The following is a 26,961-nucleotide window of genomic DNA, read 5'->3' as shown; positions in this document are numbered from 1 at the left end:
TTCTGAATTACTTCAGCTATAACCTATGGTTACCTTTTGATCACACGGAGTGTTTTAACATTCTCCCCTTGTGTCACAATTACATTGTAAACACCTGAAGGATACCTGTCACCCACTTGGAGTGATTCGATGTCAGAGACTTTGACCTCTCTGGTCTCGAGCAACCTACCTGTCATATCGTACACTTTCACGTTGATATTCGAATCGAGCGACGTAGTCACATCGATGTTGAAGTTCTCAGCAAAAGGGTTCGGGAAGGCCACGGCGTTGAATGCAACTTTTGTTGCAGCAACACGAGACGCGCCCGGAGTTACGATTGTACAAGTTTTACCGTAAGGTCCTGCAGGATCTGCCAAGTTGAAGATCAAACGGACTTTCACGTTGTAAGTAGCGCCTGGAATCAATCCTGCGCTAGCGAAATCGCTCAACGAGAATGTACGTACGTTCTTAACAACCTCAACACCTGCTGGTGGCAAGCCCGGACCAGTAAGCTGGAAGGCGTAGCCAATAGCTCCTGGATAAGAGAATGCATAGATAAGTGTTGTGTTGCTTGGAACCTCGTAATCATCACACTGTGAATCCTGGAGTGACGTTGTCGGGAATACCGGAGTAGTCACCTGACAAATACCACTGTAGGTCATGTATGTGCCATCAGTATTCTTGACTGCCACTTCTACGTTGTATGTTTTACCATACTGAACGACGAAGTTAGTAATCATAGTCATCTTGAAGTCACGTACTGAACGATCAAGCGTTTGTGTATTGGCGCCATTAACCGGATCAGTAATTCTGAACCTGTAGCCTGCGGCATATGGAACCAAGTTCGCATACACAGCGTCGCTAAGTGACGACAATGTACCAGAGCAGTTCGTGAGTTGCGTTGTAGCAGCCGGCGTAGTGATCGTACAACCTGCGCTGTATGGACCCCAAACGCCGCTCCTCAATGTAGCTACTTCAATTTGATACTGTGTAGCAAACGCATAGTTTGCCAACTGTACCAACTTCATGGTACGCAATGGCGTATCGAGTGTTTGGACCAAGTTTGCATTTGGACCATTCAGGGTAGTTACCCTCCAACGATAGCCTTGTACGTTAGCCACGATGTTAGCCAAGATTGACGAATCGATAGCAGCCAATGTCACGTTACAACCTTGAACTTGCGAACATTGTGTACTAATGACAAATGATACGCTGTTTCCGGTAGATGGTGTGATTGGACAGTTAGGTGTGACATCAGTCCTAGTGATAGAAGTGATGACCACATTTTGTCCGGCACCAGTTACCATTACATTGAAGGTAGCCACACCAGATCCGTCAACCGTTACGTTAACCGGTGTTTGTGGAACACCTGTTTTGTTGTAAGCAATTGTCGCAGTAGTGTTAGGAACCATTCCGCTCAAAGTAACTACGGCTTCTGTATTCACGCAAACTGATGCAGCTGTAGTTGAAGACAGCGTTACTTGGTTTACGTTAACAGTAGTTTCAGTAGATGCTTGCTCTTGGCAAGTTCCGCTCTGAACAACCGCCCTGAATTGGGTAGTTTGTGTCAAAGCACCTGAAGTGTAAGTAGTACTGGTGTTAGCAATTGGCGTCCAAACAGAGAATGGAGCCACTGAACTTTCCCAACGTACTACGTTACCCGTATGACCTGCAAGTGTCAAGACACCGCTAGTGTTATTCATACATATGGTTGTTCCTCCAGTTACAGCACCTCCAACAGTAGTCGGAGAAACTTTAATCAAGAAGGTAACAGCAGCACCTGTACAGCCGTCAGCTTTAGGTGTAATGGTTACCGTAGCCGTACCTACTGTAGGCGTAAACGCTGGAATGGCTGTTACACCAATTTGCGTTGCAAGACCTACCGCACCACCACCGGTAATGTCGAAGGTAACACCTGATGGTGTACCGACAAGCGCTACTGGGGTTGTTGTGATACCAGCGCACAGATCCATTGTTGCAGGAGCCGTAGCCGTTGGTACTGGCTTAACAGTAACAGTTACGTTAGCTGTCCTAGGACAACCTAAAGACGTTGCTGTAGCAGTATACGACTGTGTTGAAGTCGGCGCAGCGTACACTTGTTGTACCGCAGTACCCGTATAAGCAATGGTACCGGCAGCGTTAGTATACAATCCTGTTGTTGGAGAGAATACTGCACCTGGCATGGTTTGACAGATGATAGAACGCGTCCTACCGCTGGTGTCATTTGAACAATCAGGCCTTTGGCTATAGAAACGGATTTGTGTAGAACCGTTGTTATACCAAACCAATGGAGACGGACCAGCAGCCAAAATGGTAGTACCAGTCGAATCAGAGATTGTAATCTCATCTCCAACACCTGATGAACCAAAGGTGTACTTGTTACCCACAACCACGTTTACAACTGAGTATTCACTAGTGAAACCATTTGTTGTGACGTTGTTCACCGTTGTACCGTTACATGTTGGAACCGTATACGTTCCTGACGGCCATTGACCATTGTCTGATGCAAGACATCCGTTAACTGGCGCTGCATTGGTACGGGTCACAGACAGCAATACAGCTGCATCCTCGAGACACTTAGACGGAGCCGATGGCGTGATGGTAAATACATCCGGCAGCGGATTCACGGTCACAGTATGTGTCGCGATGTTAGAACAGCCTGAAGTGCTGTTGGTAGCCGTCAACGTGTAAGTGGTCGTCGAAGTCGGGTTAAATGTATAACCTGAATTCTCATTTCCGCTTACGCCTGTTGTTGGCGCCCAAGAGTAAGAATCAAAATCTCCTACTGTTGAAGTAATCGTAACAGGTGCTGATGTGTCGCCTGCGCAGATTGTGCTCGTAGCGCTGCTCAAAGTCAAGGCAGGTGCAGGCGTTACAGTAGCTGTAACCATTGTCCTTGCAGACTCACAAGCGTTCGATACGGTCAAGTTGTAGAAGAAGTAATAAGCGGTACTTGCGCTACCTGTCCAACCTCCGGTTACAGTGGCCACTGGGCCAGCGTAAGGGAATGTGTTGGTAAAGTCACGGATAATGTTCGTGATACCAGTGTAAGCTTTAACGATCAGCCTATATCCTGTACCAGCTGGAACAGCGATTCCGATAGGAACAGTTACCGGTGTAGAAATACCAGAGCCAGTTACCGGAATGGCAGCAGTAGCGCCAATCTCAGTTCCTGATGAATTCTGGATCGCCAAGGTGATTGTACCTGTACCAGTAGGATAGATTACAGCAGACTGAACGGTAAGTGCAGTGGAAGCTGTGAACACTACGCCATAACCAGTTGAAATGAAACTACCATCGGTACCTGGCGACGATGCCTTACCGGCGTTGGTCACAGATCCGCCTGCAGAAGCAGATACATAGTAGTTTGTTGTCGTAGTGATTACTGGTGTCGTGTAGCTGTTACCTGTAAACAACGGTGTTCCACCGGAGGCAGCAGCATACCAGTTCACTGTACCTGAAGAGGCCGTAGCGCCCAAGGTTACTGTACCAGCGCCACAACGTGAATTAGGTGTAGTACCTGTGATAGAAGGATTGTTTACCACTACGTTGAACGAAGCGTCAGCGAATCCGCCACCGTTAGCACAAGTCACACGCACAAAATAGTTGTGTGAAGCGGTCAAGGTTGGTGTAGTATAAGACGGGTTAGTCTGGCCAGAAATTGGCAAGTTTGTGTCACCGTCATACCACTGCAAGCTGATTCCTGTTACACCTGACGAATATCCGGCCACAGTCAAGGTAGCTGTACCCGATATGCAGATGTCACCAGTTGATGTAATGGTTCCTGCAACAGGAGTACCGGAACAAGCAGGAGCCTGAACCACGTTCAATACGTAGTCTTCCACTTCACCCCATGCTGTAGTCGCACAAGCGCCAGCGGCCGTATAAGCCGAGTCACTTGCACCTCTGACGCGGATGCGGGTATTGCCCGGCGTCGCCGTCATTGGCACAGTGAAGTTATACGTAACGGTTGCTCCGCCGCCAGCAGCAGTAGTAGACAAGGCTACGTTTTCTGAGGCTTCGAATACACCGTTGCGGTTCCAGTCAACCCAGATCGCACTGTGTTGTGTGCCATCTGTATTAAATGTAATTGCAGTTGACATTGACTGTCCTTGGGTTACGTTCAATACCGGAGTATCGTAGAACGTGTACCATGGTGCCACAGCTCCAGAAGAAGCTTGGGTGATGTTCGTAGATTCTGTTACGTTGGTGATGATCACATTCGTAATTGAATCTGAATCCCCGCCAGACGACGTGAATGTCGTGCCTGGAGGCGCACAATAAGTGGTAATGTTCATTTGACCTGCATTTGAAGTCACTGAACATGTACCATTGCTTGCTACCAACTTGTAGTAGTAAGCGTTACCTGCAGTACTTGTTGCTGAAGTAGCGATTGACAAGGTCTGCGTAGTAACATTCGTATACGTGTTACCACCGATTACGTCGTTTTCGTTCAACGCTGTGTACGTGCCACCTGCCGTAGTAGAGAATGTCCACTGGTAGGTAGTTGCACCCGTAGCAGTAGCGCTGATTGAAGTCGAGTTACCTTGAACAACAGTAGTTAATACTGGTGGCTGTACTGAAATCAATGGGTTGATTACAGTCAGGGTAGCAGCAGCCGATACCGCTGGTGCACATGGCGAAAGGCCACTCACCAACGCATGGTACTGATATCCATCTGCACTAGCAGAAATGCCGCTCAAGTTCAATGTAGCCGTAGTGGCTCCTGAAACGCCAGCGCCGTTAGACACCGGAGACCAAGATGTACCACCGTTGGTACTTACTTCCCAGCTGTAGGTTACAGGATCGCCAGAAGCATTTCCTGCTGCGGTAAATGAGGTTGAACCTCCTGCGCAAACAGTTTGGTTAGATGGCGAAGTAGTCACAGCCGGTGCAGCATTGATGGTCAATGTCGCATCGTCAGATGTAAACAGACCATTCAATGTACAGTGGAACACCAAATTTGGCGTCGTAGCCGAGTAACCTGAAATTTCAAGTGTATCGCTTGCAGAACCCAAGAAAGTGATTTCCGATAAGCCGGCAACCAGGCCAGGACCATCCACCACAGGGAGGAATGTTGCGCCGTTGTCGCTAGACACTTCCCAAGCGTACTCAATCGTGGTCTCAGGATCGTCTGTTGTAGCAGTAACGCTCATTTCCGCAGGACCAGCGTCGTTAGAACAAATGGTCTGGTTTTGTGGCTGAGCAGTAAAGCCAAGCGTACTTACAGTAAGTGTAGCTACGCCTGTGTCTTCAGGAAGACATGGTGAAGCTGGCGTGATGGTACAATAGTACTGATAACCATCGTTAGCGTCAGCATCAGCGGTAACCACAAGGGTTTGGCCGGTTTCTCCTGACATTGGGTTCCAAGTAGCACCACCATCAGGACTTTCGTACCATTGGTAAGTCAAACCTGTACCTGTAGCGTTAGCTGTGAACGTAACTGGCGTTGTATCCAACACAGTTGGGTTCACCGGAGAAATACCGATACCTGTCAAAACAACAGGGTTGTTCACTGTCACGGTAACTGTTTCCTGACTTTGACAACCTGTTGTGTTGTTGGTAGCAGTTACAGTATAGGTAGTAGTAACCGTCGGGTTCGCAGTTACAGTCTGGCCTGTTGAAGCGCTCAAACCTGTGGTTGGAGACCAAGCGTAAGTGTTACCCACACCTACGGCCGACAATGAAGTTGAATCGCCGTTACAAATTGTAGCATCAGCTACTGTAAATACTGGCAATGGAAGTGGTTCAATGTCGATTTCACCTGTTGTAACGCAACCTGCGTTATCAGCGGTTACTGTATAAGTCACTGGGTTTCCAGTTGAAGACTTGAAGTACAATGTAGATGCGTTGCCGCCTGTGTAGGCAGTATTCGCACCGGCATCAGTATACAAATCTGTTAACGGAGACCATACTTTTGAAACTGGAGCAGTGAAGCTCAATACCATGTTTGGCCTAGCGTTACCTGAGCCAGAAGGCGTAGTAGCGGCCAAGATGGTAGCAATTGTGCTGCTGTCAACCCTGTAGTAGTTTGTACTAGAGAAGCCAGGATCACTGTTGGTCATTTGGACGTTATAGTTGGTAGTTCCAGAGTTACTGTTGTCGTAAGCGGTCTGGATCACGATGTTGTCTGTACCGTTCCAAGTAAATGCTGAAGAGAAAGTATGGGTTACACTAGCTGGCAGACCTGTGGTAGGAATCGCTTGAGTTGTTGGGCCGTAAACCGTACCCAAGCCTGTTTCAAACGAAGTTCCAGTCAAAGTCGTGCTGGCAGTATGTTTCATAGCAATCTGGAATGAGTTCAAGCTGCCGGTAAACGAGCTACCTACCGCACTTACATTCATTCTCAGTGCAGTAATCTGCGAACCTGCCACCATACCCATGGCAGTCAATTCAGACGCCCTAATCAACATTTGGTGTTTGTTGCCACCATAGTAGTTAGAGTAAGGCGAAGGATAACCTGTCGTAGCATTAAGTGTAGTACCTGTACCCAAGTTGCCCGTAGTAACGGCGTTACCACCAGTAGCAGTCAGGGTCAGGATTTGACCTGTACACAAACTACCAGTTGAGTTAATCGAAATGGCACTAGGATACGTGTTTACCGTTACAGTAACCGTACCAGCAGCAGTCGTACAACCATTGCTGTCAACGCCTACAACTGAATAAGTAGTCGTTGAAGTTGGGTTGGCCGTAACTGAAGCTCCGGTAGTAGCAGAAAGTCCTGCAGCCGGAGACCAAGTGTAAGTCACTGCACCTGAAACGGTCAACGTAGTGTTGTTTCCAGAACAGATGGTTACGTTTGGCGACACAGTCAAAGTAGCCGGTGTAAAGATGGTTACCGAAACTACGTTAGAGTAGTCTGGTGCACCAGCGTTACATGTTACTTTCAACCTGTAGTAAGTAGTAGCGGTAATTGTACCTGTTGGCATGTCTGCATAAGCCGTAGTAGCTGCACCCATACTAATTGGGACAGTAAATCCTGCGTCAACAGAACGTTCCCACTCGTACAATGAGCCTTGACCGATAGAGAAACCGGTAGCCGACAAAGTAGTTGAACCAGAAGTACAGAATGAAGCGGCAGCTACAGAAGCTGTTCCTGCCGTTGCACCACTACAAGTCAACGTGGTGAATTCGTCGATACCCATATCTGGCGTTGTAGCCGAACGGGTTGTACCGTCGATATCTGTAGTGATACCTGCGATAGGCGTACCCAAGTTATCCAAGCCGCTGTTGCTTCCTACCTGCAAGTGCAAGTCACTTGTAGAAGTGAAGTTTGGCTGGATGTTGAGTGAAGCGGCATTTTGTCCGAATGCAGTTTGCAAAGCGGCCAAAGAAGTCGCGTCAGATGTCAGGAAGCCCAATACACCTGCGGCACCAGAAACCCAGTAATCATTGTAATCAATGTTAGTGAAAATACCGCTCGCAGCAGCACTGTTGATGGCCCACGACTTGTCAGTAGCGTTGGTGTTATCAAGTGTAGTTGCGAAGATGTTGTTCCTGATATCAAGTGATGTAGCGGTGGAGCTCACATACAAAGCAGCCGAAGCTGTTCCTGATGCGCTACCAGCGAACGTACCGTTCAGATAAACCGAGTTGTAGTACAAATTGATACCGCCGGTAGTTGTAGTACTTCCGCCAGTTGCACCAATCCTGATACCTACAATCGAGTCACCCAACAATGAATTCCAACCGTCGCCACCAAGGTTGCTGATCTGGTTGTTGCTAATGGTCAGGTTACTCGAAACGTTGCCTGTGTTTACATCAATACCTTTACCTCCGTAACCGCTAGCGCCAGAATAACGGATCGCATCGATCCTGTTGGCATCAAAAGTGGAGTTCACCACACCTGCCGCGATAAAGATACCGGTTGGGTTGGTGATGGTAGTAATGATGTTGAAGATGTTGTTCCTGCTCACGACAGCGCCAGAAGCGTTGCTCACAAACATACCACGCCATCCGATATAATCAGTTGCAGTAGCCGAACCAATGGTGTTGTCAGTGATGACCAAACCAGTTTGGCCTGCAAAACCAGCCGATGCGATACCATACTGTGACTTGATCACGGTATTGTTCACGATGCTGGTGTTGGTGTTGGCCACTTCAGCTGCGCCACCCAATGTAGAACCACTCGCCACGATACCGGCGAACGTTGTAGCAGGTGCATTACCTTTTACGATGGTGTTCTTGATCGTGTTGTTGGTAGCACCATCTGTAGCGGTACTTGCCATCCAAACCACTGCCGACGATGTGCCGGTGTTGGTGTTCTCGATAGTCAAGTCTTTGCTGGTTGAGCCATTGTTGCTACCATCAATGGTTACATAATCGCCACCGTTGATTTTCAGAATCACTGTAGCACTAGAACCAGTAATGGTTGCCGTAGTAGCTGGCTTAATGGTCAACGTGTTGGTTGAGCTAGAAGCCGGGTTCGCATTGATGACGATTGGGAATGTCTCCCCAGCAGAATAGCTGGTGTCAGTCAAGACGAAAGTAACCGGACCGGTAACACAAGCTGCGTTGTAAGCTGCAACAGCCGCAGTCAGGCTTGTATAAGTCTGGCCAGTTCCGACGTTAAATGTACCCGCCAATGTACCCAACACCAAATAACTGCTTGGTGTGGTTGGCGCTGTAGCAGCAGCCGGCGGATTCGCGGTGAAACCTGCAGCACCTGCTGAAGGTGATACAGTCACGTTGTTAGATCCGTCTTGTGCTACGACATAATAAGATACGGTGTCGCCAGAAACGGCGCTTCCACCGAATACGAAGTCATATTGGTTGCCCGATACGAATACGCCTGTAGCGGCACTGTACGCACCTGCGTTAACCCTCCAGTACAATACCGGCAATCCGGCACCTGAAGTAGGTACGCCAGAAGTCGCGTCAGAAATTGTTACTGAAAGCGTACGGGCACCTGTTGTACAAGTGTTGCCCAATGCGGTATAAGTAATTACCGGACCTTGTGTATCGGCAATGTTCTCATAAGCACCCAATGAAGGCGGGTTGTTACGGGTGGCGCCCAAAAGGTCGGTAGTGATACCGGCAATTGGCGTACCCACGCCTGTTACACCCGCTGCTTGTGGCTGCAAGTTGGTTGCAGAGTTGAAGGATGGATTAACGTTAATCGAGTTGGCGTTGCCACCGAAACCAGCAATCATACCCGCCAAATCTGTGCGATCCGAACCTATGAAGCCCATGATGCCTTGCGCACCAGAAACGAAATAATCGTTGTAGTTCATTGTGGTAAACGCACCAGCCGCGGCTGCAGAATAAACCGCATAGTTCTTATCGGTCGTTGCACCGGTATTGTCTTGCGCGTTTAAGAAGATGTTGTTTCTGATGTCGAGCGCTGTTGCGCCAGATCCCACGTACAAGCCTGCAGAAAGCGTCGCTGTAGAAGCTTGGACGTAATTGCCCACCATGTTCACGGAGTTATAGTACAAGCTAACACCACCTGTAGTAGTAGCAATTGAACCGTTACCGGTTACACCTACGCCAATACCCATGGCTGATGAGTTGCCAAAAGCAGTCCAGTTGGTACCGGTTACGCCGGCAACACTGTTGTTGCTGACCACTACATTACTGGTAGCCGAACCTGTACCGATGGTGATACCACGTCCTCCGTAACCACCTGTATTGGTAGCTGCTACTTTGGTAATGAGGTTCTTGCTCACCACAGAGTTCAAGAAACCGGCTTCCAACGAAATACCTGTTGGCTGGTCTGCTGCGGATGATTCTACTGAAATCGTGTTGTTGTCAACAGACGCATTCAGCGCGTTTCCAACTTGGATACCGAAGTTAACCGATGTTGAAACCGAAGTAACCGAGTTACCCGAAATCACCAAGTTGTCATTCGCACCTGCAGAAACAGCCGTAGTACCAAAAGCATAAATACCTTTACTTACAGTGGTAATGTTGTTGTTCTGGATGGTAACATTGTCGTTATCAGCTCCTGAAGAACCTGCAGCACCACCAACGGCAATACCGATTGATGTGGCGGCAGCACTACCTGTGCTTACGTTAAGGTTTTTCACCGTGTTGGTATTCGCTCCGGAACCTGCACCCAAACTTACCAAAGCAATTGCCGTTGGCGAAGTTGTTCCGGTGTTGGTCACAGTCATGCTCCTGTCTGTACCGGTACCATTGATTGAACCGTCGATGGTTACCCTATCGGCACCATTGAGCCTAATAAGGCCGTTAGAGTTCAAAGTACCAGATACTACACGTGCAGCACCCGTCGGATAAATCTTAACAGTATAAGGACTTCCGAAAGCATTAAGCGCATTTGCACCCGTTTCTGCCGTTGAGTCACCTGCCATCTGGATTTCGATGTTACCCGTAACCGCACTTGCGTTGATGGTCGCAAAAGCACCACCCGCATTGGTCAAAGAGGTATAATCGCAACCCGAAGCACAAACGGTTTTGATGCCCGAAATGGCACCCACAGCCGAGAACGTGCTAGGTGTTGTTGGAGGAGTCGCAGACGCTGGTGGGTTAGCCGTTAAGCCAGAAGTACCCGCAGATGGGAATGCACCAATATTTGGCGTCCCAGCATTATCTTGCGCTACTACGTAGTAATTAACGATGTCGCCAATCAATGTTGTAGCGGCACCAAAAGTAAAGGTGTATTGGTTTGACCCAATTGAGACACCTGTTACAGCCGTATAAGCGCCGCCGTTAACGTTGTAGTACAACACCGGCAATCCGGCACCTGAAGTCGGCACGCCCGAAGCATCGGTAATCGTGGCCGTCAATGTCTGGTCTACACCCACAGCGCCATTAGGCAAAGCGGTATAAGAGATGTTTGGTGCAGTCAGATCGAGCAACACACCTGTAAATTCATCAGCACCGATATCTGGTGTAGAAGCATTACGGGTATCATTGTCGAAGTCGGTTCCGAAACCTGAAATTACAGCCGCACCACTCTCAATCTGAGAAGCGATCGAACCGTCAATATGCAGGAAGTTCGAGTTGTTACCGTCAGTACTCAAGAAGTTGACAGCCTCAGAAACTGAAACTTGGTCGCGCGGCGAAATCGTACCGGCCGTGAAAACACCGGCTTTGTAGGCCGCCATGGTTTGCGCCGTACTCGTACCGTCTGAATAAATCAACCTTGTAGCACCCGGTGTACCCGCATAGAACAAGTTGTTGTTAGATGCACTGGCGTAGTTGGCCAAGGCACTTGCTGCGCCCGAACTTCTTCTATAGGCTACTGTAGTACCTGTGCCGTTTGGCGTAGAAGTGTTCACAATGACGTTGTTCCTCATGGTCAGCGTAGCGGTCGTAGCCGTTGTGCTGGTCGTGTGGAATACGCCCGAAGTGTTAAAGTTTGTACCTGTTGACGTACCGTTGAGGTAAACCGTATTGTAGTACAAATTAATTGCCGTGGAGCCAGTAGTGTTGGTTGAACTAATGCCACGAATAGCATCAGAAGTAAGGTTCGCCGCTGGCGCCTTCAAATCACCAATCAAGTTGTTGTGGGCTGTGTTTGATGTGTTGCCCGTAAACAACAAACCGGAAACCACTGGTCCCGTACTGGTTGATGAGAGGTTGTAAATCTTGTTCCTGAAAATGTTAGTAGCAGTTCCTCCAGAAATCTGGATACCATTGATAGCACCACTGGTGCCCCCGGTAGTACCTGTACTGTTCAGGTTGTAAACCACGTTACCGCTGATTTCAATAGTTCCTGTAGAACAGAAAATACCGTTGAAAGTAGCGCCGCCCACACCACCTGAAGTGGTTGAGAAGTTATAAACTTGGTTATTTTGGATTGTCTTGTTAGCACCTGAACCAAACTCACGGATACCATTAATGGTCCCGGTAGTTGGCGTAGATAAGTTGCGAACAATGTTTCCTGTGATGTTTACAGCCAAAGCCGATGACAAACTGTAGATGGCATCGAGGCTTCCCGTAGACGCAGCTGCAGACCAGCTCAAACCTTCAATGGTATTGTTGTTACAATTCCAAGTTGATGGGCTAGATGTCTTGATACCTCTCCAGCTACCGCTTGCACCAGTCCTGGTCAGGTTTGACAAGCTGTTGTTGTTGGAGTTGGCTGTTGTCGGAGAACCCGTTTCAATCATCACATGCGTGCCTGTACCAGGAAGTGTGCTATTTGAAATAGTGTTGCCGTTGATGTTCACCGTCGCGGCCGAAGCACTGTTGAGGATACCATTGAATACGCCAGAAGTTGCGGTTGAATAGTCGCAATTCGTTACCGTATTATTGTTTATGTTAATGGTATTCGCCGCAGCCGTACCGCCAATTGCATTGTCGATTGCTGTAATGGTACTGGTTGTAGCACCACCTTTGAGCGTTACGGTGTTGTTGTTGATCGTAGCATTAGCACTTGTGCCTGCCTGTCCGAAAATACCTCGAAGGGTCGTTACGTGATTCACACCTGAACCGTTGTTGTTGTTCACGGTGTTGTAAGATATGTTTACGCTCCATTGGTTGTTGGCGCGGATACCTGCAGCCGGGTTGGTTGCAGCGGCAGCACCACCATAATTTAGGATTGTGTTGCCTGTTAAAGCAGACGCACCACCAATGTCGTTATTCAAATCACCCAAAAACGTCGAAGCGTTAGGTGTTGGCCCAACGCCGGTTGATGCAGCGAAACCGTTCAAGACGATACCGTAATTGCCACTGTTGATGGCATTCGTGTAAAACTTGTTATTGGAGTTACTGCCCGAAGCTGCGGTTGGCGTCAACGACGTAGTCGCAGCCGTTGGCGTCGAGTTCACCATCAAAATACCAATTGAACCCTCGACCATAGGGCCAGATCCAGAGGCATTATTGATGCGTTGCATGTTGATGGTACAGTTTCGAATCGTGTTGTTCTGGGCACCATCGGTGGCGCTCAGTTTAAACAATCCGACTCCAAACTCCATCGTTGCCGGGTTAGCGGCGTTGCCGTCAGTAAAGGTAATCCCGTCAAGGGTTACCCAATCTGCGCCGACGATCTTGAAGATGCCGTCGGGCGTGGCACTCGCTGGAGTGGCTGTACCTGTACCTGCATTAAGTGTTACAGACCCTGAAGCGACAATCGTTACCGTGTTGGTCGAACTTAACACGGGGTTAAGTGTCGCACTACCAACGGTAAAGCCCGTCGCTGGAGCTGTTTCACTACCTGCCGCCAGGGTTAATGTTACAGGCCCGGACATTGCCGAGACAGCGTTCAAATCCGTCAGGGCCGCAGCCAAAGACGTATATGACGCCGACAAGTTAGGCGTGGTGTTGGTCGGGTTAGTGACCGTCACGCTTACTTGCGCCTGAACACCCAAAACGCTGAACATCACGAAAAATGCCAGCAGGGCCAGCTTTTTCCGCCATGTTCGTTTGGATCCAGTATCCCTACACGGATCCAAAGAATTGTAGTAATTCATCATAAATTAAAAAATTGGGTTAAAAAAAATAAGAACGTTAAGATATAAAGTTTGTTAATGAAATTAAGAGATATATAGCTAAAACCGTTAAAAATCAAAAAACATCGACAAACGGCACGCTTACATCAAAATACTATTGTTAAAAATTTAACATTTAAAAAATAGGGCCAAAAAAACCTAAACGCGTTCATGCGCCTAGGTTATTTTGAATGTCCTAAAAGTTGCTGTTTGGCTAGTAAACCAGTTTTTTGGTTACTACTGCCCCATCTTCAGAAACCACTTTTACGAGCAATACTTGCTGGGTTTCTGGAAGTTTTGTGAATGTATACTGACCTGCTCCGATGTTGTCTTGTTCGGCGATCAATCTACCGCGCACATCAAATATCTTCACAGTCTCCATCATTACGTTCGAAGTGTTGATGGTAATGCCTGATTCGTCTTTATACACCAACACAGTGTTTTCGTTGAACGATTGGTGATCGACACCTAATGAAGTACTATCAGTGTAACGCAATACAAAACGCTCTTCAAAAGTACCCGATGCAGTCGCAAATGAGTACGGGCTTGACTTCAGGTTATGAATCACGTTCAGCAATTTATCCTCGATGTAAATGTCCTGCGAAACGAACAGTCCGTCGAAATCCGACAGGCCAATTTGGTAAGTACCGGCATAAGTTGCTTTGTAACCCATCGGCACCTGATCTAGCAGGTTAAACGGCAGGGCGCGTCCTTGAATGCTATACTTATCGGTTCCTGAGATTGTATACATCCCGACCACATTTCCGGCATCAACAAAGTCACCGTCGAAATTGCGGTCCCTATCATTTGTAGCGGTTTCAATATAACCGACGAGCATTTGCTTATATGCACCTTGGTCATTGGTCATCTCAACCCAGTAACGATTCTTCTCGAGTCCGCCAGGACTATTTCCGTGAGAGTTGTTGCCCGGACGGTAGAACTGAGTATTGTTACTTTCCCTCATGCTGTTGTTGAATACTACGTTTCCGGCTGGCGCCAGGGCTTTTACGAAGAAGCCTTGACCAGCTCCAATAAATCCATTAGGCACCGCATTGTTCACCCCTGGATTTGTTGCAGCTGACGTACCGACACCACCGGCCAATGTATAGACAGCGTAGTCACTACCTGTATACTGATTGGCATTAATAGCCGTATTGTGTGTCCAAAAATACAACACGCCATCCATGGTCGTTGCATTTGTGGTGATCAAATCGTCGGCGTTCAATGCGCACGGATAAGGGTTACCGATAAGGTTCATGATATTGGCACCGGAAACCACCAACGGTAGGCTAATCACACCGTTATTAGGAACACCGTCACCAGATCCTCCATTGAAAATAGCGGTGTATGGCGTTCCGGCAGCAGGATACAACGGATAGCCTTGAGGCGCCCTGATGATATATCCTTTACCTGGCACCATTACCGAACTTGAAGGAAGTTGCTGATAGGTATTCGAAGCTGTATTAAATTGGAAATATTTATCCGCCAGCGTTAACGGAGACACCCCAAATAATGTCTGCGGATATAAAGGTGAAGACCAATAAGTATAGTCAAACATGTGCATTGGCGTAGTCGTACGCTTGTAGGTAACAAAGCCAGAGTTCACCGCCAAATCATTCACTTGGATGAGGCTCGATGTGTTTTCAAATGTAAGAGTTCCACCTGCGTCCACGGTTACGGCGTTTTGAATGGTCATAACGACACCTGGATTTACCGTTACATTAGCACCTGTCAATATCCTGATAGAGCATGCGTCAAAGTTAGCTGCCGCGGTGTAATTTGAAGCGATAATGGCCGCTGTTCCACTATTCGGGACACCATTACTCCATACCCCAGTCCACGTCGTTGAGTTAAAGGTAATGTCAGAAGTACTGGAATAAGCCGTACATGAACCGGCTGTAATCACGGCACGATAGTACCGGGTTCCAGAGAAAGTACCGATTTGAGCAGCCGTCAAAGTGGCGGCGGCGCTGGCAGGAATAGCGTTAGGCACCGTAAATAATGCATCGGTAGCCCACTGCCAACCAGTAATTGTGCCTACTGAACCAGCAAGAGTCAAATCAGAGATACTTGTACACGTTGTCTGTGATGCAGGTGATGAAGTGCCTCCCACCGCAGACGTAACTGTAACAGTAACCACGTTTGAATTAACCGGTGTACATACGCCACTTGATACCACCGCTCTGAAATATGTTGTGGCGGCGAGTGGCCCTACTGTGGCACCCAATAACGTTGCGGCGTTTCCGCCCGGAGTAATATCGGTCCAAGTTGTATTGTCTGGTGATGATTGCCATTGGATGGCTCCAGTTGAGCCAGTCAATGTCATGTTAGCCGGTGTGCCAGGACATATTGTCTGACTAGAAGCGGCAGTCCCCGCGACAGGAGCGGCATCAACATTCACCACGACGCTTACCGTATTCAATGCGCCACAGGCACCACTGGTTACAACCGCACGATAGTATGTTGTTGCTGTTAAATTGGTCGCTGTATAGGTTGCCGCGGTCGCGCCTCCAATATTCGTCCAAGTTGCGTTGTTCGGTGATGACTGCCACTGAATGGTACCCGTATGTCCTGCCAAGGTCAACAATGTTGAGTTGGTACCGCTACACACGGTAGTAGAAGCAGGCGTAACCGACCCTGCTACGACCGGCGGACTAATCGAAACAATAGCCGACGATGTATTTACTGACGAACAAACACCACTGGTGACGACTGCCCTATAATAGGTTGTTGCAACAAGGTTTGTAACTGTCAAGCTTGGGTTGACCTCTCCTGGCATGTTCGTCCAAGTCGCATTATCCGGGGAGGACTGCCATTGAATACTTCCTGTTGACCCTGTTATTGTAAAGGTCGAAGAGTTTGTACCTGAACACCTGTTCAATGTGAGCGGTGAAACGGTTCCTGCAACACTCGCAGGATCTACATTCACCACAACGCTTGCGGTATTCAAAGAACCACATGCACCGCTGGTTACAACGGCACGATAATAAGTAGTGGCCGTCAGGTTTGTCGCGGTGTAAGTTGCAGCTGTTGCCGCTGGTATATTCGTCCAGGTCGCGTTGTTTGGCGACGATTGCCATTGGATGGTACCTGTGTGACCGGCTAAGGTCAACAAGGTTGAGTTGGTTCCGCTACACACAGTGGAACTTACAGGCGTCACTGAACCCGCTACAACAGCTGGACTGACCGTAATCACAACGCTTACTGTGTTCACCGATGGACAAACCCCACTGGTGACTACGGTACGGAAGTATGTTGTCGCAGTAAGGTTGGTAGCCGTATACGTTGCGGCTGTCGCGCCACCTATGTTGGTCCAAGTTGTATTATCAGGAGAAGACTGCCATTGAATGCTGCCTGTTGAGCCCGAAAGCGTCAATAATGTGGAATTGGTTCCAGTACAAACGTTCGTGCTGGCCGGTGATATAGTACCTGCAACACTCGTCGGACTAACCGTTACGGTAACCACCGAAGAGTTTAACGTACCGCAGACAGTCGTTAGTACAGCACGGTAATAACGAGTCGCCGTTAAGGTTCCCATCTGTGCACTCGTTAAAGGTGTAGCGGTAGCACCTGCAATGTTCGTCCATGTTGTATTGTCCGGAGACGATTGCCATTGAATGGACCCAGTGCTTCCCGTAAGCGTAATGTTAGCTGGAGAAGATCCAGAACAAATCGTTTGGTTAGCAGAAGTTGTTCCCGCGATTGGAACTGGATTAATCACAAATGTAGTAGCCGTACGACAGTTAGGATTACTAGGACATCCGGCATAATATGTATAGGTTCCCGGAGTGTTTGTATCCGGCAATCCTGAACCAGCTACACCAACCGGGTTAAAGGTTGTCCCTGTACCAAGAGGTGTCACGTTCAGTGGGTTTGCATTGCTGTACCAAGCCATTTGGGCATTGCTATACAACAAGGCATTACCGCCGCCCGGAGAGCTTACGGTCCAGGTAAAAGCAGTACTTGCGGTTGTAGATACCGAACTCCAAACAGTTGTGTATAAGGTATAAGTAACGCCTGCTGTCAAGTTGATGGACATCGCCGGGAACGTACCGACGCCGGAATCATCATCGCCAACGATAAACGTTCCAGTCGCGCAACTACCTGGCGTAAACGGTCCAGTAGTAATATAACCCATGGCATCAATCGCCGGCGTAGAAGTCATATCAAAATTGTAAAGACCTGTAGCACTCACTTGGAAATCGATTGCCACGTAATTACTGGTAACCCCGGCAAATCCGCAAATGGTCGAATTCGAAACCGACGTCAATGGACGTGGTGCCACGGGGTCGACCCCAGCAGTGAGGTTCCCTGTAATTGTAGGAGCATTTTGATTAAAGCCCATACAAGTCGACGATGTAGATAACGCAACACCAGGCGCACCTGCACATATCGTCACGCCGGTCGTTACAGGCGCGGCCGGATATACGTTGAATTGGGCAGCGCTATATCCCACCGCTTCTATATTGGTCACACTGATGATACCCGTTGTAGCGGTAGGCGGCAATGTCGCTGTAATCGTCGTAGCGTTGACCACCGTCCAGGAGCTGGCGGCAACGCCTCCAAAAAACACCCCTGTAACCGCGGGTACGCCAGGTCCAGAGAAGTTAGAACCTGTAATGGTCACCAAAGTTCCAGCCGTACAGTTGTTGTTGCCCGGCGTAAAACTCGAAATAACCGGTGCCGTAACACAGGTCACTGTTGCAGCCCATCCTGGCCTTGTAATGATAAAGTCACTTGTAAAATGGAAGGTTAGTGAACCCGATGTCGAAATAACCGTTCCTGGAGAAGTTGTCCCGTAATAAGAGTCCGCCGGACATGTCGCCGCATTGAAGCCGACAGGCAATCCGGACGGTTTCAATGGTGCGCCCGTTGAATTTCCGTCGTGAATAGACAAGCCATCCCAGCCAGACTCGGTAGAGAATGAGCTGAACACCGCTTTTACTTGTTTTCCAGGTGCGGTAAATGTGATGGTTCCATCTTCATTATCCACATAAGCCGCCGCTGCACCACCGCTATCAAAAAAGTTGTAGATGTTGTTGCAGTTCATGTTGATGTTCACCGCCGGAGACGTGGTCGGCATAATAACGGTAGTTACCGTAACGGTGATGGTTGTGAACGTTCCTACTGAAGACCAGACGCTATAACGTCCTGAACAGTTTGAACGCACCCAGATGTAATATTGTGTGCCGGAGGTAAGTCCGCTCAAATTAATTGGGGAACTTAAAGAAGTACCGGTAGGTGGCGTGCTGTAATCCGGTGTCACGTTTGACGTACTGATATAATATTGGTAACCATTAGCAGGTACCGGGGATGGAGGCGTAAATGACACCGTCGCGGTTGTTGCAGTTACCGCTGAAGACACCAAAGCCGTTGGAGGAAAACAAGTTTCTGCCTCTATGTTGATGTTGTCCAGGTTAAATTGCGTACTGCCTGGGTTCCCAGCCGCCTGAAACGTGAAACCGACGTAGTAGGTACCCGATGATCCTGGCGTGAAGTTATAAACGCCTGTTGAAAGCGCAGATACACCACTATACATATTAAGGAGTATATTAATGTTTCCAGTAGTCGGTGTAAAATTGGTTGAGCCATAGTTTACATCGAAATCCGCCACTCCGTTAATAGTCCCATAGTCAAACGTCAAACGGTAAACTGTACCGCCCACCAACGATACGGGTTTGGTGAAAAACGTCGCACCCTCGGCAGCCGAGAATAAGTTACCATTTGTAATGTTGGTAAAGTAAGCGCTCGAGGTATCTGAAGAGGTACACGTCGGCAGCGGCCCATTCAAACCATTAAAGTCTTCGGTATATGGCACCGGATAAGCAGAACATTTGGTCGTGAATGTGCCCGGGACGGCAACCCAGTTTCCATAAGTACTGCCGCCACAATATGAGCGAACCCACGTGTAGTACGTTGTATTCGGCGTAAGACCTGTCATGGCTATTGGGCTTCCCGCGCCACTGCCACTCGGCGTAGCCAACGACCCCGCTGGTGGTGTAGTATTAGTAGTCGAAACAAAGTATTCATAGCCGTTGCTCGGCGGAGAACCTGGCGGTGTGAAAGTGAGGTTTGCTTGAGTGGCTTGAACGCTGCCGGCAGTAACTGCTGGTGACGTTGGATCAGAGCAAGTTGCTACTGGAGGAATACACCTAACGGTAATAGAATAACCGGCAACAGGGGTTGCGGTAGCGAATGTGGTAAAATTTACCGTCACATTTACGTCGGCACCTGTACCCAAGTAAGGAGATGCCGATGGTATGGTGGTCCCACTATAGGCTGAAAGGGGAGTAACCGTATTGGTAAAAGTCATATTCCCCTGAGAAGTAGCATTGGTATTAAATGAATTGAAAGTCAATTCTACCTGTTCCCCCGGAGCCGGGTCAAAAGTGACATTGTTAGTCTGGCTTGGACTAAAAGAGTCCGAGGAACCTCCATTATCGTAAAATGTGTAGGTTCGTCCTGATACCAACGGAAAAGTACAGTTTGTAGGTGAACCTTTTGAGGGAACAATGATCAGATTCTGTGCAGGATCCGAAGAAGTAACTGCTAAGTCGTCGATGAAAGTCGTTGCCGTACCCAAACTCGATAATTTAACATAACTATTCGCCGGAACTCCAGCGGCCACCAAATCGACAACCATATTGGTATAAGGCGTAGTACCGGCTGCTGTATAGTTCCCGATTAACACCACCCCAGTAGCAAAAGTGGGATCAGTAGAATGCTCTATTTTGAAAGAATATCCGCTCGCGGTGGACGCCCGATAGTAAAAGGAGAAAGTCCCTGGATTAGCGATAAGCGGCGTCCTTATAAAGCGCGTTGCAGTAGTAAACGTTACGGCATATCGGCCACTATAGGCATTGGCAGTAGTGTTAGACAATGTAGAAACGTTATTATCCCAACCCGCGGCCTGCATTGTGAGAGACACATTGCTCGACAATGGTGTCGACGGAATGCCCTCAAAATATTGATACGGCCCAATACATTGCGCGTCCATCTTGGAGACTGCTCCGAAAATAAACGGCAACGCAAAAAGCAAGGTCTTTAATGCGCGGTTGAGTTTAGTAGGTTTGCTTAAGCGTAAGTTTGTATTCATAATTCATTTTTTGGGTAATGCGATTCTTACTATACTGTTTATGCCTTTATGGCAATTATTAATCCTGCAACAAAGCAGGCAATGACGGACTAACTACACCGCATTATTATCATTCGGCGGATATAAATTAGTAAATAATCGACAAAAAGACGCTTTTCATCGATTAACAGCAAAATGAGGCCAAATAGCCAAATTCCGCAGCTAAACTTAGTAAAAAGTCCTGTAATAAAAATGATTTTTTGTTAATTTTTGAATGATGTTGGGGTAATATTTATCAACACAGCCGTTTGAAAATTAATCATTTAGCAATTACTCATTTGACAACAAGCGCTTTTAACATTTCGGGCCGCGGACGCCAGAAATAAAAAAACCTCCCTGGGCAGGAAGGTTTTTAAAACTAACTTAACTTAACCTATATAAAAAATATGAAAATCCTTATGCAACGCTGCTGTCGCGGTTGATAGCCTTCTTTAGGAAAGCCCTGCTCAAAATCCTGTTGGTAGACAACCCGTTGTTGATGAATTGCTTCTTTCCGGTTTTGTTTGTAGAGATTGTATTGGTAATGTTGATGCTTTCAGACACCTGAGATTGTTTTGAACCCATAAACCATGAAACCAATTCCATTTGAGAGTCGGTAGCCTCAACAGCGGCAACTGTGTTTACAGTATTAGAGAAAACTGTTTCGGCCTTCACTTCTTGACCGAACATTTTAACGCTTGACAAAACCAGCAAAACAAATAAAGCGATTACCCTTTTATTTGAAGTGATGTTTTTTGTTGCGATTGTTTTCATACTGCGTTGTGTTTTAATTACAGGTCAAAACTACACCTGCAGTTCGCTGCTGTGAAATATTTCCGATAACGCGCCCAAAAACTCGTTGAACGCATTTTTTTAACGAATTCGGTGAATTTGAACCTTTCAAAGTTGCATTTCGTCCGATACGACCCATTGGAAACGTGCATTTTACGACCAACTGCATCGTTGTCAGGACGAACAACACAACATTCGCCAAACAAAAAAGCCCTTCCGGTGCGGAAAGGCTTTTTTGACTATAATATACTTCGGTATTTAATTGATGACTTTGACCGTCGCCAATCCTCCCGTATCCGATTTGATCTTTACAATCAACACCTGGTTGGCCTCGCCTACCGAGAAACCAACATGAGAATCGTTGATGTCTTCGATGGCTTTCAACAATCTGCCCCGAATGTCAAACACTTGTACTTCCTCCATCATCCAACTGCCGCTGTTGATAAGGAAGCTATCACCTTGCTTGACAATCCGGACGTCATTAGCCAGCGAAGGATTTTCGGCACCCAATGCAGCGGCGTAAACAATTTCAAATCTTGACGTGAATTCACCAGCATCGGTCGCAAAGGTGTAAGCGCCATCGTTCAGCAGATGTTGCGAACCGGTTACATTGTCCTTAATATATATCGGTTGCCCGGTGAGGAACAATCCGTCTACGTGGTCAATCGCGATGGCATACGTACCAGCGGTTGTCGCCTTGAATACCATCGGCACCACATCGACTACTTCAAACGGAAGCGCTTTACATTGAATCGCCAACTTCTGGTTATCCACAAAAGTGTACAGTTGCGTCGTAGCTTCCACGATGGTATGCGCATCAAGCCCTTCATCATAATTATTGGTCGCACCATCCACATAACCCACTACTGTCTGGCAGAACGCACCGGTAGCATTGGTGACATTCAACCAGATGCGATGGTTTTCTGCATCGGCCGGCGAAGCAGACGCACCGGCCGGCCGGAAAAACTGATTGGCGTTATTGCCTACGCGCATGGCGTTGGTGAAACTTACGTTATTGCCGGATGCAGTGGCTTCCACGAAGAAACCTTGCCCAGTCTGAATGATACCCTGCAAATCATTTACTGCATCTTCGCCGTTGGTGACGAACGTTCCGCCTGCTGCCGGCGACCAGATACAATATGGATTGTTGTTGACGTCGCCATTGGTTTCTCGCCAGAAGTACAATGTTCCGGTAATGCCGCTATTGGCCTGTACGAACGCTTGCGCTGAGATGGGCGACGGATACGGGTTGCCCACCAGATTGTATCGTTTGCCCGCACCATTATTATACAAGGTGTAATTATAGGTTCCATTGTGCGGTACGCCATTGAACTGGCCGCTCCATATCCATGGGAATGTCGGGTGGTTGTTTGCGACACGGATCAAGTAGCCTTTTGCATCGGTGAACGATGTGGCGCCCGGAGCCGTTATCGAATTGTAAACATTGTCCTCTGAATTGTACTGGTAGAAACGGCTGTTTGGCGATGTGACGGTCAGCGGTGAAAAAGCAAGTAAACCTTGTCCTGAAACCGGCGACGCCCAAAGTGTATAATCCTGCCTGCGGATGGCCGATGAATTCCGTTTCACGATAATGTTGCCTGAATTGGCAGCGTTGGTCGTTTGCAAAAGGTTGGCGTTGTTCTCCAAGGTAAAGCTTCCCGAAGTTACCGTCAGCGGACCATTCAGGCTTACATCGTAACCCGACGGAATGACCACGACTGCATTGCCGTCAACGGTCAGGCTGCAAGCCGACAAATCCGCCGCGACGCTGTAGCTGCCCGTTATCGTTGCAGTCATATCTGACGTTGGCGCACCGTTGCTCCATGCCGATCCGTTCCACGTCGTGCTGCCGCCCAGGCCAACCATCACCGAACCCGACGTGGTCGACGGACAAACACCGCTGGTGGCCACAACCCGGTAATAGGTTGTTCCGATAATATTAGTCGCCAGATAAGTGGCGCTGGTTGCACCCGAAATGTTGGCAAACGTAACGTTGTCTGAAGAGGATTGCCACTGCACCGCGCCTGTGTAGCCCGAAACCGTCAACACAAGATCGCTGCCTGCGCAAACCGTTCCTGCACCAGAAATCGTTCCGGCGACTGACACCGGGAAAACGTCGATCACTTCGCTGGCCGAGGTCACAGAAGCGCAAACGCCACTGGTCACTCGGACCCGGTAAAATGTGGTCGCCGTCAGGTTGGTGGCCGTATAAGTTGTTCCCGTCGCGCCCGAAATATCGGTAAAAGTAACGTCGTCGGCTGAAGACTGCCATTGAATACTGCCTACATGTCCGCTTACCGACAACAGCGTACTATTGGTTCCAGAGCAAACGCTGTTCTGGTCTGCCGTTACGGTTCCAGCCACTGACGTCGGATTGACAACCACCGATACCGACGTCGTGTTCACAGATGCGCAAACGCCGCTGGTCACTACAGCCCGATAATAAGTAGTCGCGGTCAAATTGGTCGCCGTAAAAGTAACGCCAGTCGCACCTGAAATATTGGTGAAAGTCGTGTTGTCTGGTGACGATTGCCATTGGATACTTCCCATGTAACCTGAAAGCGTCAACAATGTGCTGTTGGTTCCCGAACAAACCGTCGCCGCACCACTAATGGTTCCAGATACCGAAGTCGGGCTTACGGTAATTTCAGCACTCGCAAAAGTCGTGGCTGCAGAGCATGGTGAACTGGTCACTACCGCCCTATAGTAAGTCGTCGTTGAAAGGTTGGTCGCCGTATAGGTTGCCGAGGTCGCGCCGGAAATATTCGCAAAAGTAACGTTGTTTGTAGATGACTGCCACTGAATGGTACCAGTATAACCACTTAAGGTTAATGCAGTCGTGTTGGTACCGGCGCAAACCGTTGTCGCGCCACTGATGCTCCCGGCTACAGACACAGGCGAAACGTTCACCACGACGCTAGCCGAAGTTGCCGATGAACACGGTGCACTCGTAACGACCGCGCGATAATAAGTTGTCGCAGACAAATTCGTCGCTGTATAATTAGCTGAAGTTGCGCCTGGAATATTCGTAAAGGTTGTGTTGTTGGGCGAAGATTGCCACTGGACGCTTCCGGTGTGCCCGGCAAGCGTCAAGGCCGTTGAATTGGTCCCTGAACAAACCGTACCGCCACCACCGGAAATCGTTCCTGCGACGGATATCGGCGAAACATTCACGACGACACTCGCCGAAGTCGCCGATGAACAAGGCGTGCTGGTCACGACCGCTCGATAGTATGTGGTCGCGTTGAGATTCGTCGCCGTAAATGAGGCCGAGGTCGCACCCGAAATATTGGTGAATGTCGTGTTGTTGGGCGAAGACTGCCATTGTATCGTGCCGGTGTAACCCGACACGGTGAGTACGGTGGAATTTGTCCCAGAACAAACCGTTCCGCCGCCGCCAGAGATTGTTCCTGCCACAGATACCGGCGAAACGTTTACTGCTGCTGATGTTGCAGTTGTGGTGCATCCGTAACTGTTGGTCACGGTAACGGTATATGTCGTATTTGCCGTTGGTGCCACATTAGTCGGGTTCTGCTGTGACGAGGTGAAGCCCGCCGGGGTCGATGTCCAAGCGTATGTCGCGATGATGTTCGACACGCCCGAAACCGTTACATTGTCGATACACCAATAGTAGTCAAAGGTGGCCGCGTAACGGAATCTGACGTAAACGGTTGGCTGGTTCAAATAAGCATCCAGCGAAATCGTCGGATTGGCGAAAGCACCGCCTGCGCCCTGTGTCGTATTGTACACCGCCAGGGGATTCCAGTTCGTCCCATCGGTCGATACTTCCACATTGCCCGACTCGCCACCATCCCAATACCGGTAAAAATGGTAAAACGACAACGAAGCCGTAGTCAAACCGACGGTACTGAATGCAGGAGATTGCAAAATCGTACTGGTGGTAGTACCAGTACCGGGCGCGTCACTATTAGACATGTAGAACTGGCTGTTGTCGTTGGAGTTGAAAACCACCGTGGTCGAGGTAGAATACGAATATCCATTTGGCCGCAGTGTCCAAGCCGCTGCCGTTGGCGTGCCGCTGGTCGTCCAGTTGTTGGTTCCCGCGTTGAAGTTCTCCGTCAAAACCGTCACGGGCACCGAAGAATTTGGCGAACCGGACGCCGTAAGGTTAATGGTTTGCCCAGCACAAATCGATGTGGCACTTGGCGTGGCCGTAAAAGCCGTCGGCACCGGATTGACTGTTACGGCTACGCTGGCCGATGTAGCCGCCGGACAAGGTGCACTCGTTACAATTGCCCGGTAATATGTAGTCGCTGTTAAATTGGTCGCCGTATAGGTTGTGTTGGTGGCGCCCGAAATATTTGTAAACGTCGTGTTGTCTGGAGAAGACTGCCACTGGATACTTCCTGTTTGCCCGCTCAGGGTCAGGAGTGTCGAATTTGTTCCCGAGCAAACCGATCCGGCGCCGCTAATACTTCCCGCCACCGACGCTGGGTTGACCGCAATCGTTACGCTTCCGGTTGTGGCGGCAGCACAGGTTCCGTTGGTAACCACCGCGCGATAGTACCGGGTCGCCGTAAGATTGGTTGCTGTGTAAGTAGCGTTGGTCTGGCCGGCGATATTGGTAAACGTCGTATTGTCTGGGGATGATTGCCATTGGATGGTTCCGGTGTGGCCGCTCAAAGTAAGTGTGGTGGAATTCGTACCCGTACAAACCGTTGCAGCACCTGAAATGGTTCCGGCGACAGTCGGCTGAAAAACCGTGAAAGAACTGTCACTTGAACCTGTACCATTCGCATTGGTTACGGCAACGACGCCGGTTGAATTGCCGCTTGCAACCGTAGCCGTAATGCTGGTGGCTGAATTTACAACGTACGACGCCACTGCGGTGCCGTTGATGGTCACACCGGTAACGCCAGTAAAGTTGACCCCAGTGAGCGTCACAGCAGACCCGACGCAGCCACTTGTTGCCGAAAGTCCGGTCACATCTGGGATGGCCGTTCCGGTCAAAGTTGCTGCATCTATGAGGAACGTCCGGGCGTTGTTGGCATTGGACGTTTTGTAAATCTGGATGCGCACGTCCGTATTGTTGTTGGCTGCCGACGGAAATGTGCTCGTGGTTAGCGTGCCGTTCGAGGTTGCGGGCGTAAAGGTGTTGAGCACCGTAGTCCAGTTGGTGCCACCATCGGTACTGACGCGAACAATGAATGTTCCAACGGCCACGTTATCGGTACGGTTACAAAAAGAAAACGACAAGTTACCGTAGCCTGTGGTGTTTACCGTGAACTGATGGAAATCGCCGTTGTCCCAGTCGTTGGCCGTGTACATGCGGGCGCCCTGACATGGCGTTGTAGTCGTGTAACCTGCTCCCGCGATGCCGGTTGAACTAAAAGCAGGCGTTCCCACCGCGTTGTCGGTAGATGGCGCGGTCGTGTTCTCGAAATTGAATTGAAATACCTGGGAGAACCCGGCCGTCGAAAAACACAAAAAAGCAAAAATGAAGAACGTTTTTAGTGTAGGGTTTCTTTTCATGATTTGGTGTTCGTAAAATCGCCCCAAAACTACGTTAACCAACTAGCAATCAGCAAACTTCATCGGCAAAAGACACTATTTGTCGTCCAACAACCCATTTAAAAATCCTACAAAAATTTACTAACAAATCTATTAACAATCTAATCCGTTGATACCAAGCAAAAAACCCTTCCGATGACTCGAAAG

At 48.8% G+C, this 26,961-nt stretch carries 4 protein-coding genes; all 4 read right to left on the bottom strand.

The window, feature by feature from the left end:
• Positions 1-29 precede the first annotated feature (29 nt).
• The 4 genes from ACM9J1_RS08735 to ACM9J1_RS08720 all read right to left on the bottom strand — a co-directional run bounded on the left by ACM9J1_RS08735 (position 30) and on the right by ACM9J1_RS08720 (position 26,775).
• The gene (locus tag ACM9J1_RS08735; RefSeq protein WP_415581651.1) at positions 30-13,361 is read right to left on the bottom strand and encodes an Ig-like domain-containing protein; all 13,332 of its coding nucleotides are present in this window, start codon (positions 13,359-13,361) and stop codon (positions 30-32) included.
• Positions 13,362-13,590: 229 nt separating this feature from the next.
• Complete coding sequence (locus tag ACM9J1_RS08730; RefSeq protein ID WP_415581650.1) at positions 13,591-20,472, bottom strand: T9SS sorting signal type C domain-containing protein; 6,882 nt, start codon at positions 20,470-20,472, stop codon at positions 13,591-13,593.
• Positions 20,473-20,907: 435 nt separating this feature from the next.
• On the bottom strand, positions 20,908-21,264 hold the full coding sequence (locus tag ACM9J1_RS08725) for a hypothetical protein (RefSeq protein WP_415581649.1): 357 nt from the start codon (positions 21,262-21,264) through the stop codon (positions 20,908-20,910).
• A gap of 276 nt (positions 21,265-21,540) precedes the next feature.
• Positions 21,541-26,775, bottom strand: a complete 5,235-nt coding sequence (locus ACM9J1_RS08720; RefSeq protein WP_415581648.1) for a hypothetical protein — start codon at positions 26,773-26,775, stop codon at positions 21,541-21,543.
• Positions 26,776-26,961 lie beyond the last annotated feature (186 nt).

The organism is Flavobacterium longum (assembly GCF_965137575.1).
Lineage (GTDB): Bacteria > Bacteroidota > Bacteroidia > Flavobacteriales > Flavobacteriaceae > Flavobacterium > Flavobacterium longum.
This window is presented reverse-complemented; position numbering and strand designations above follow the sequence as displayed.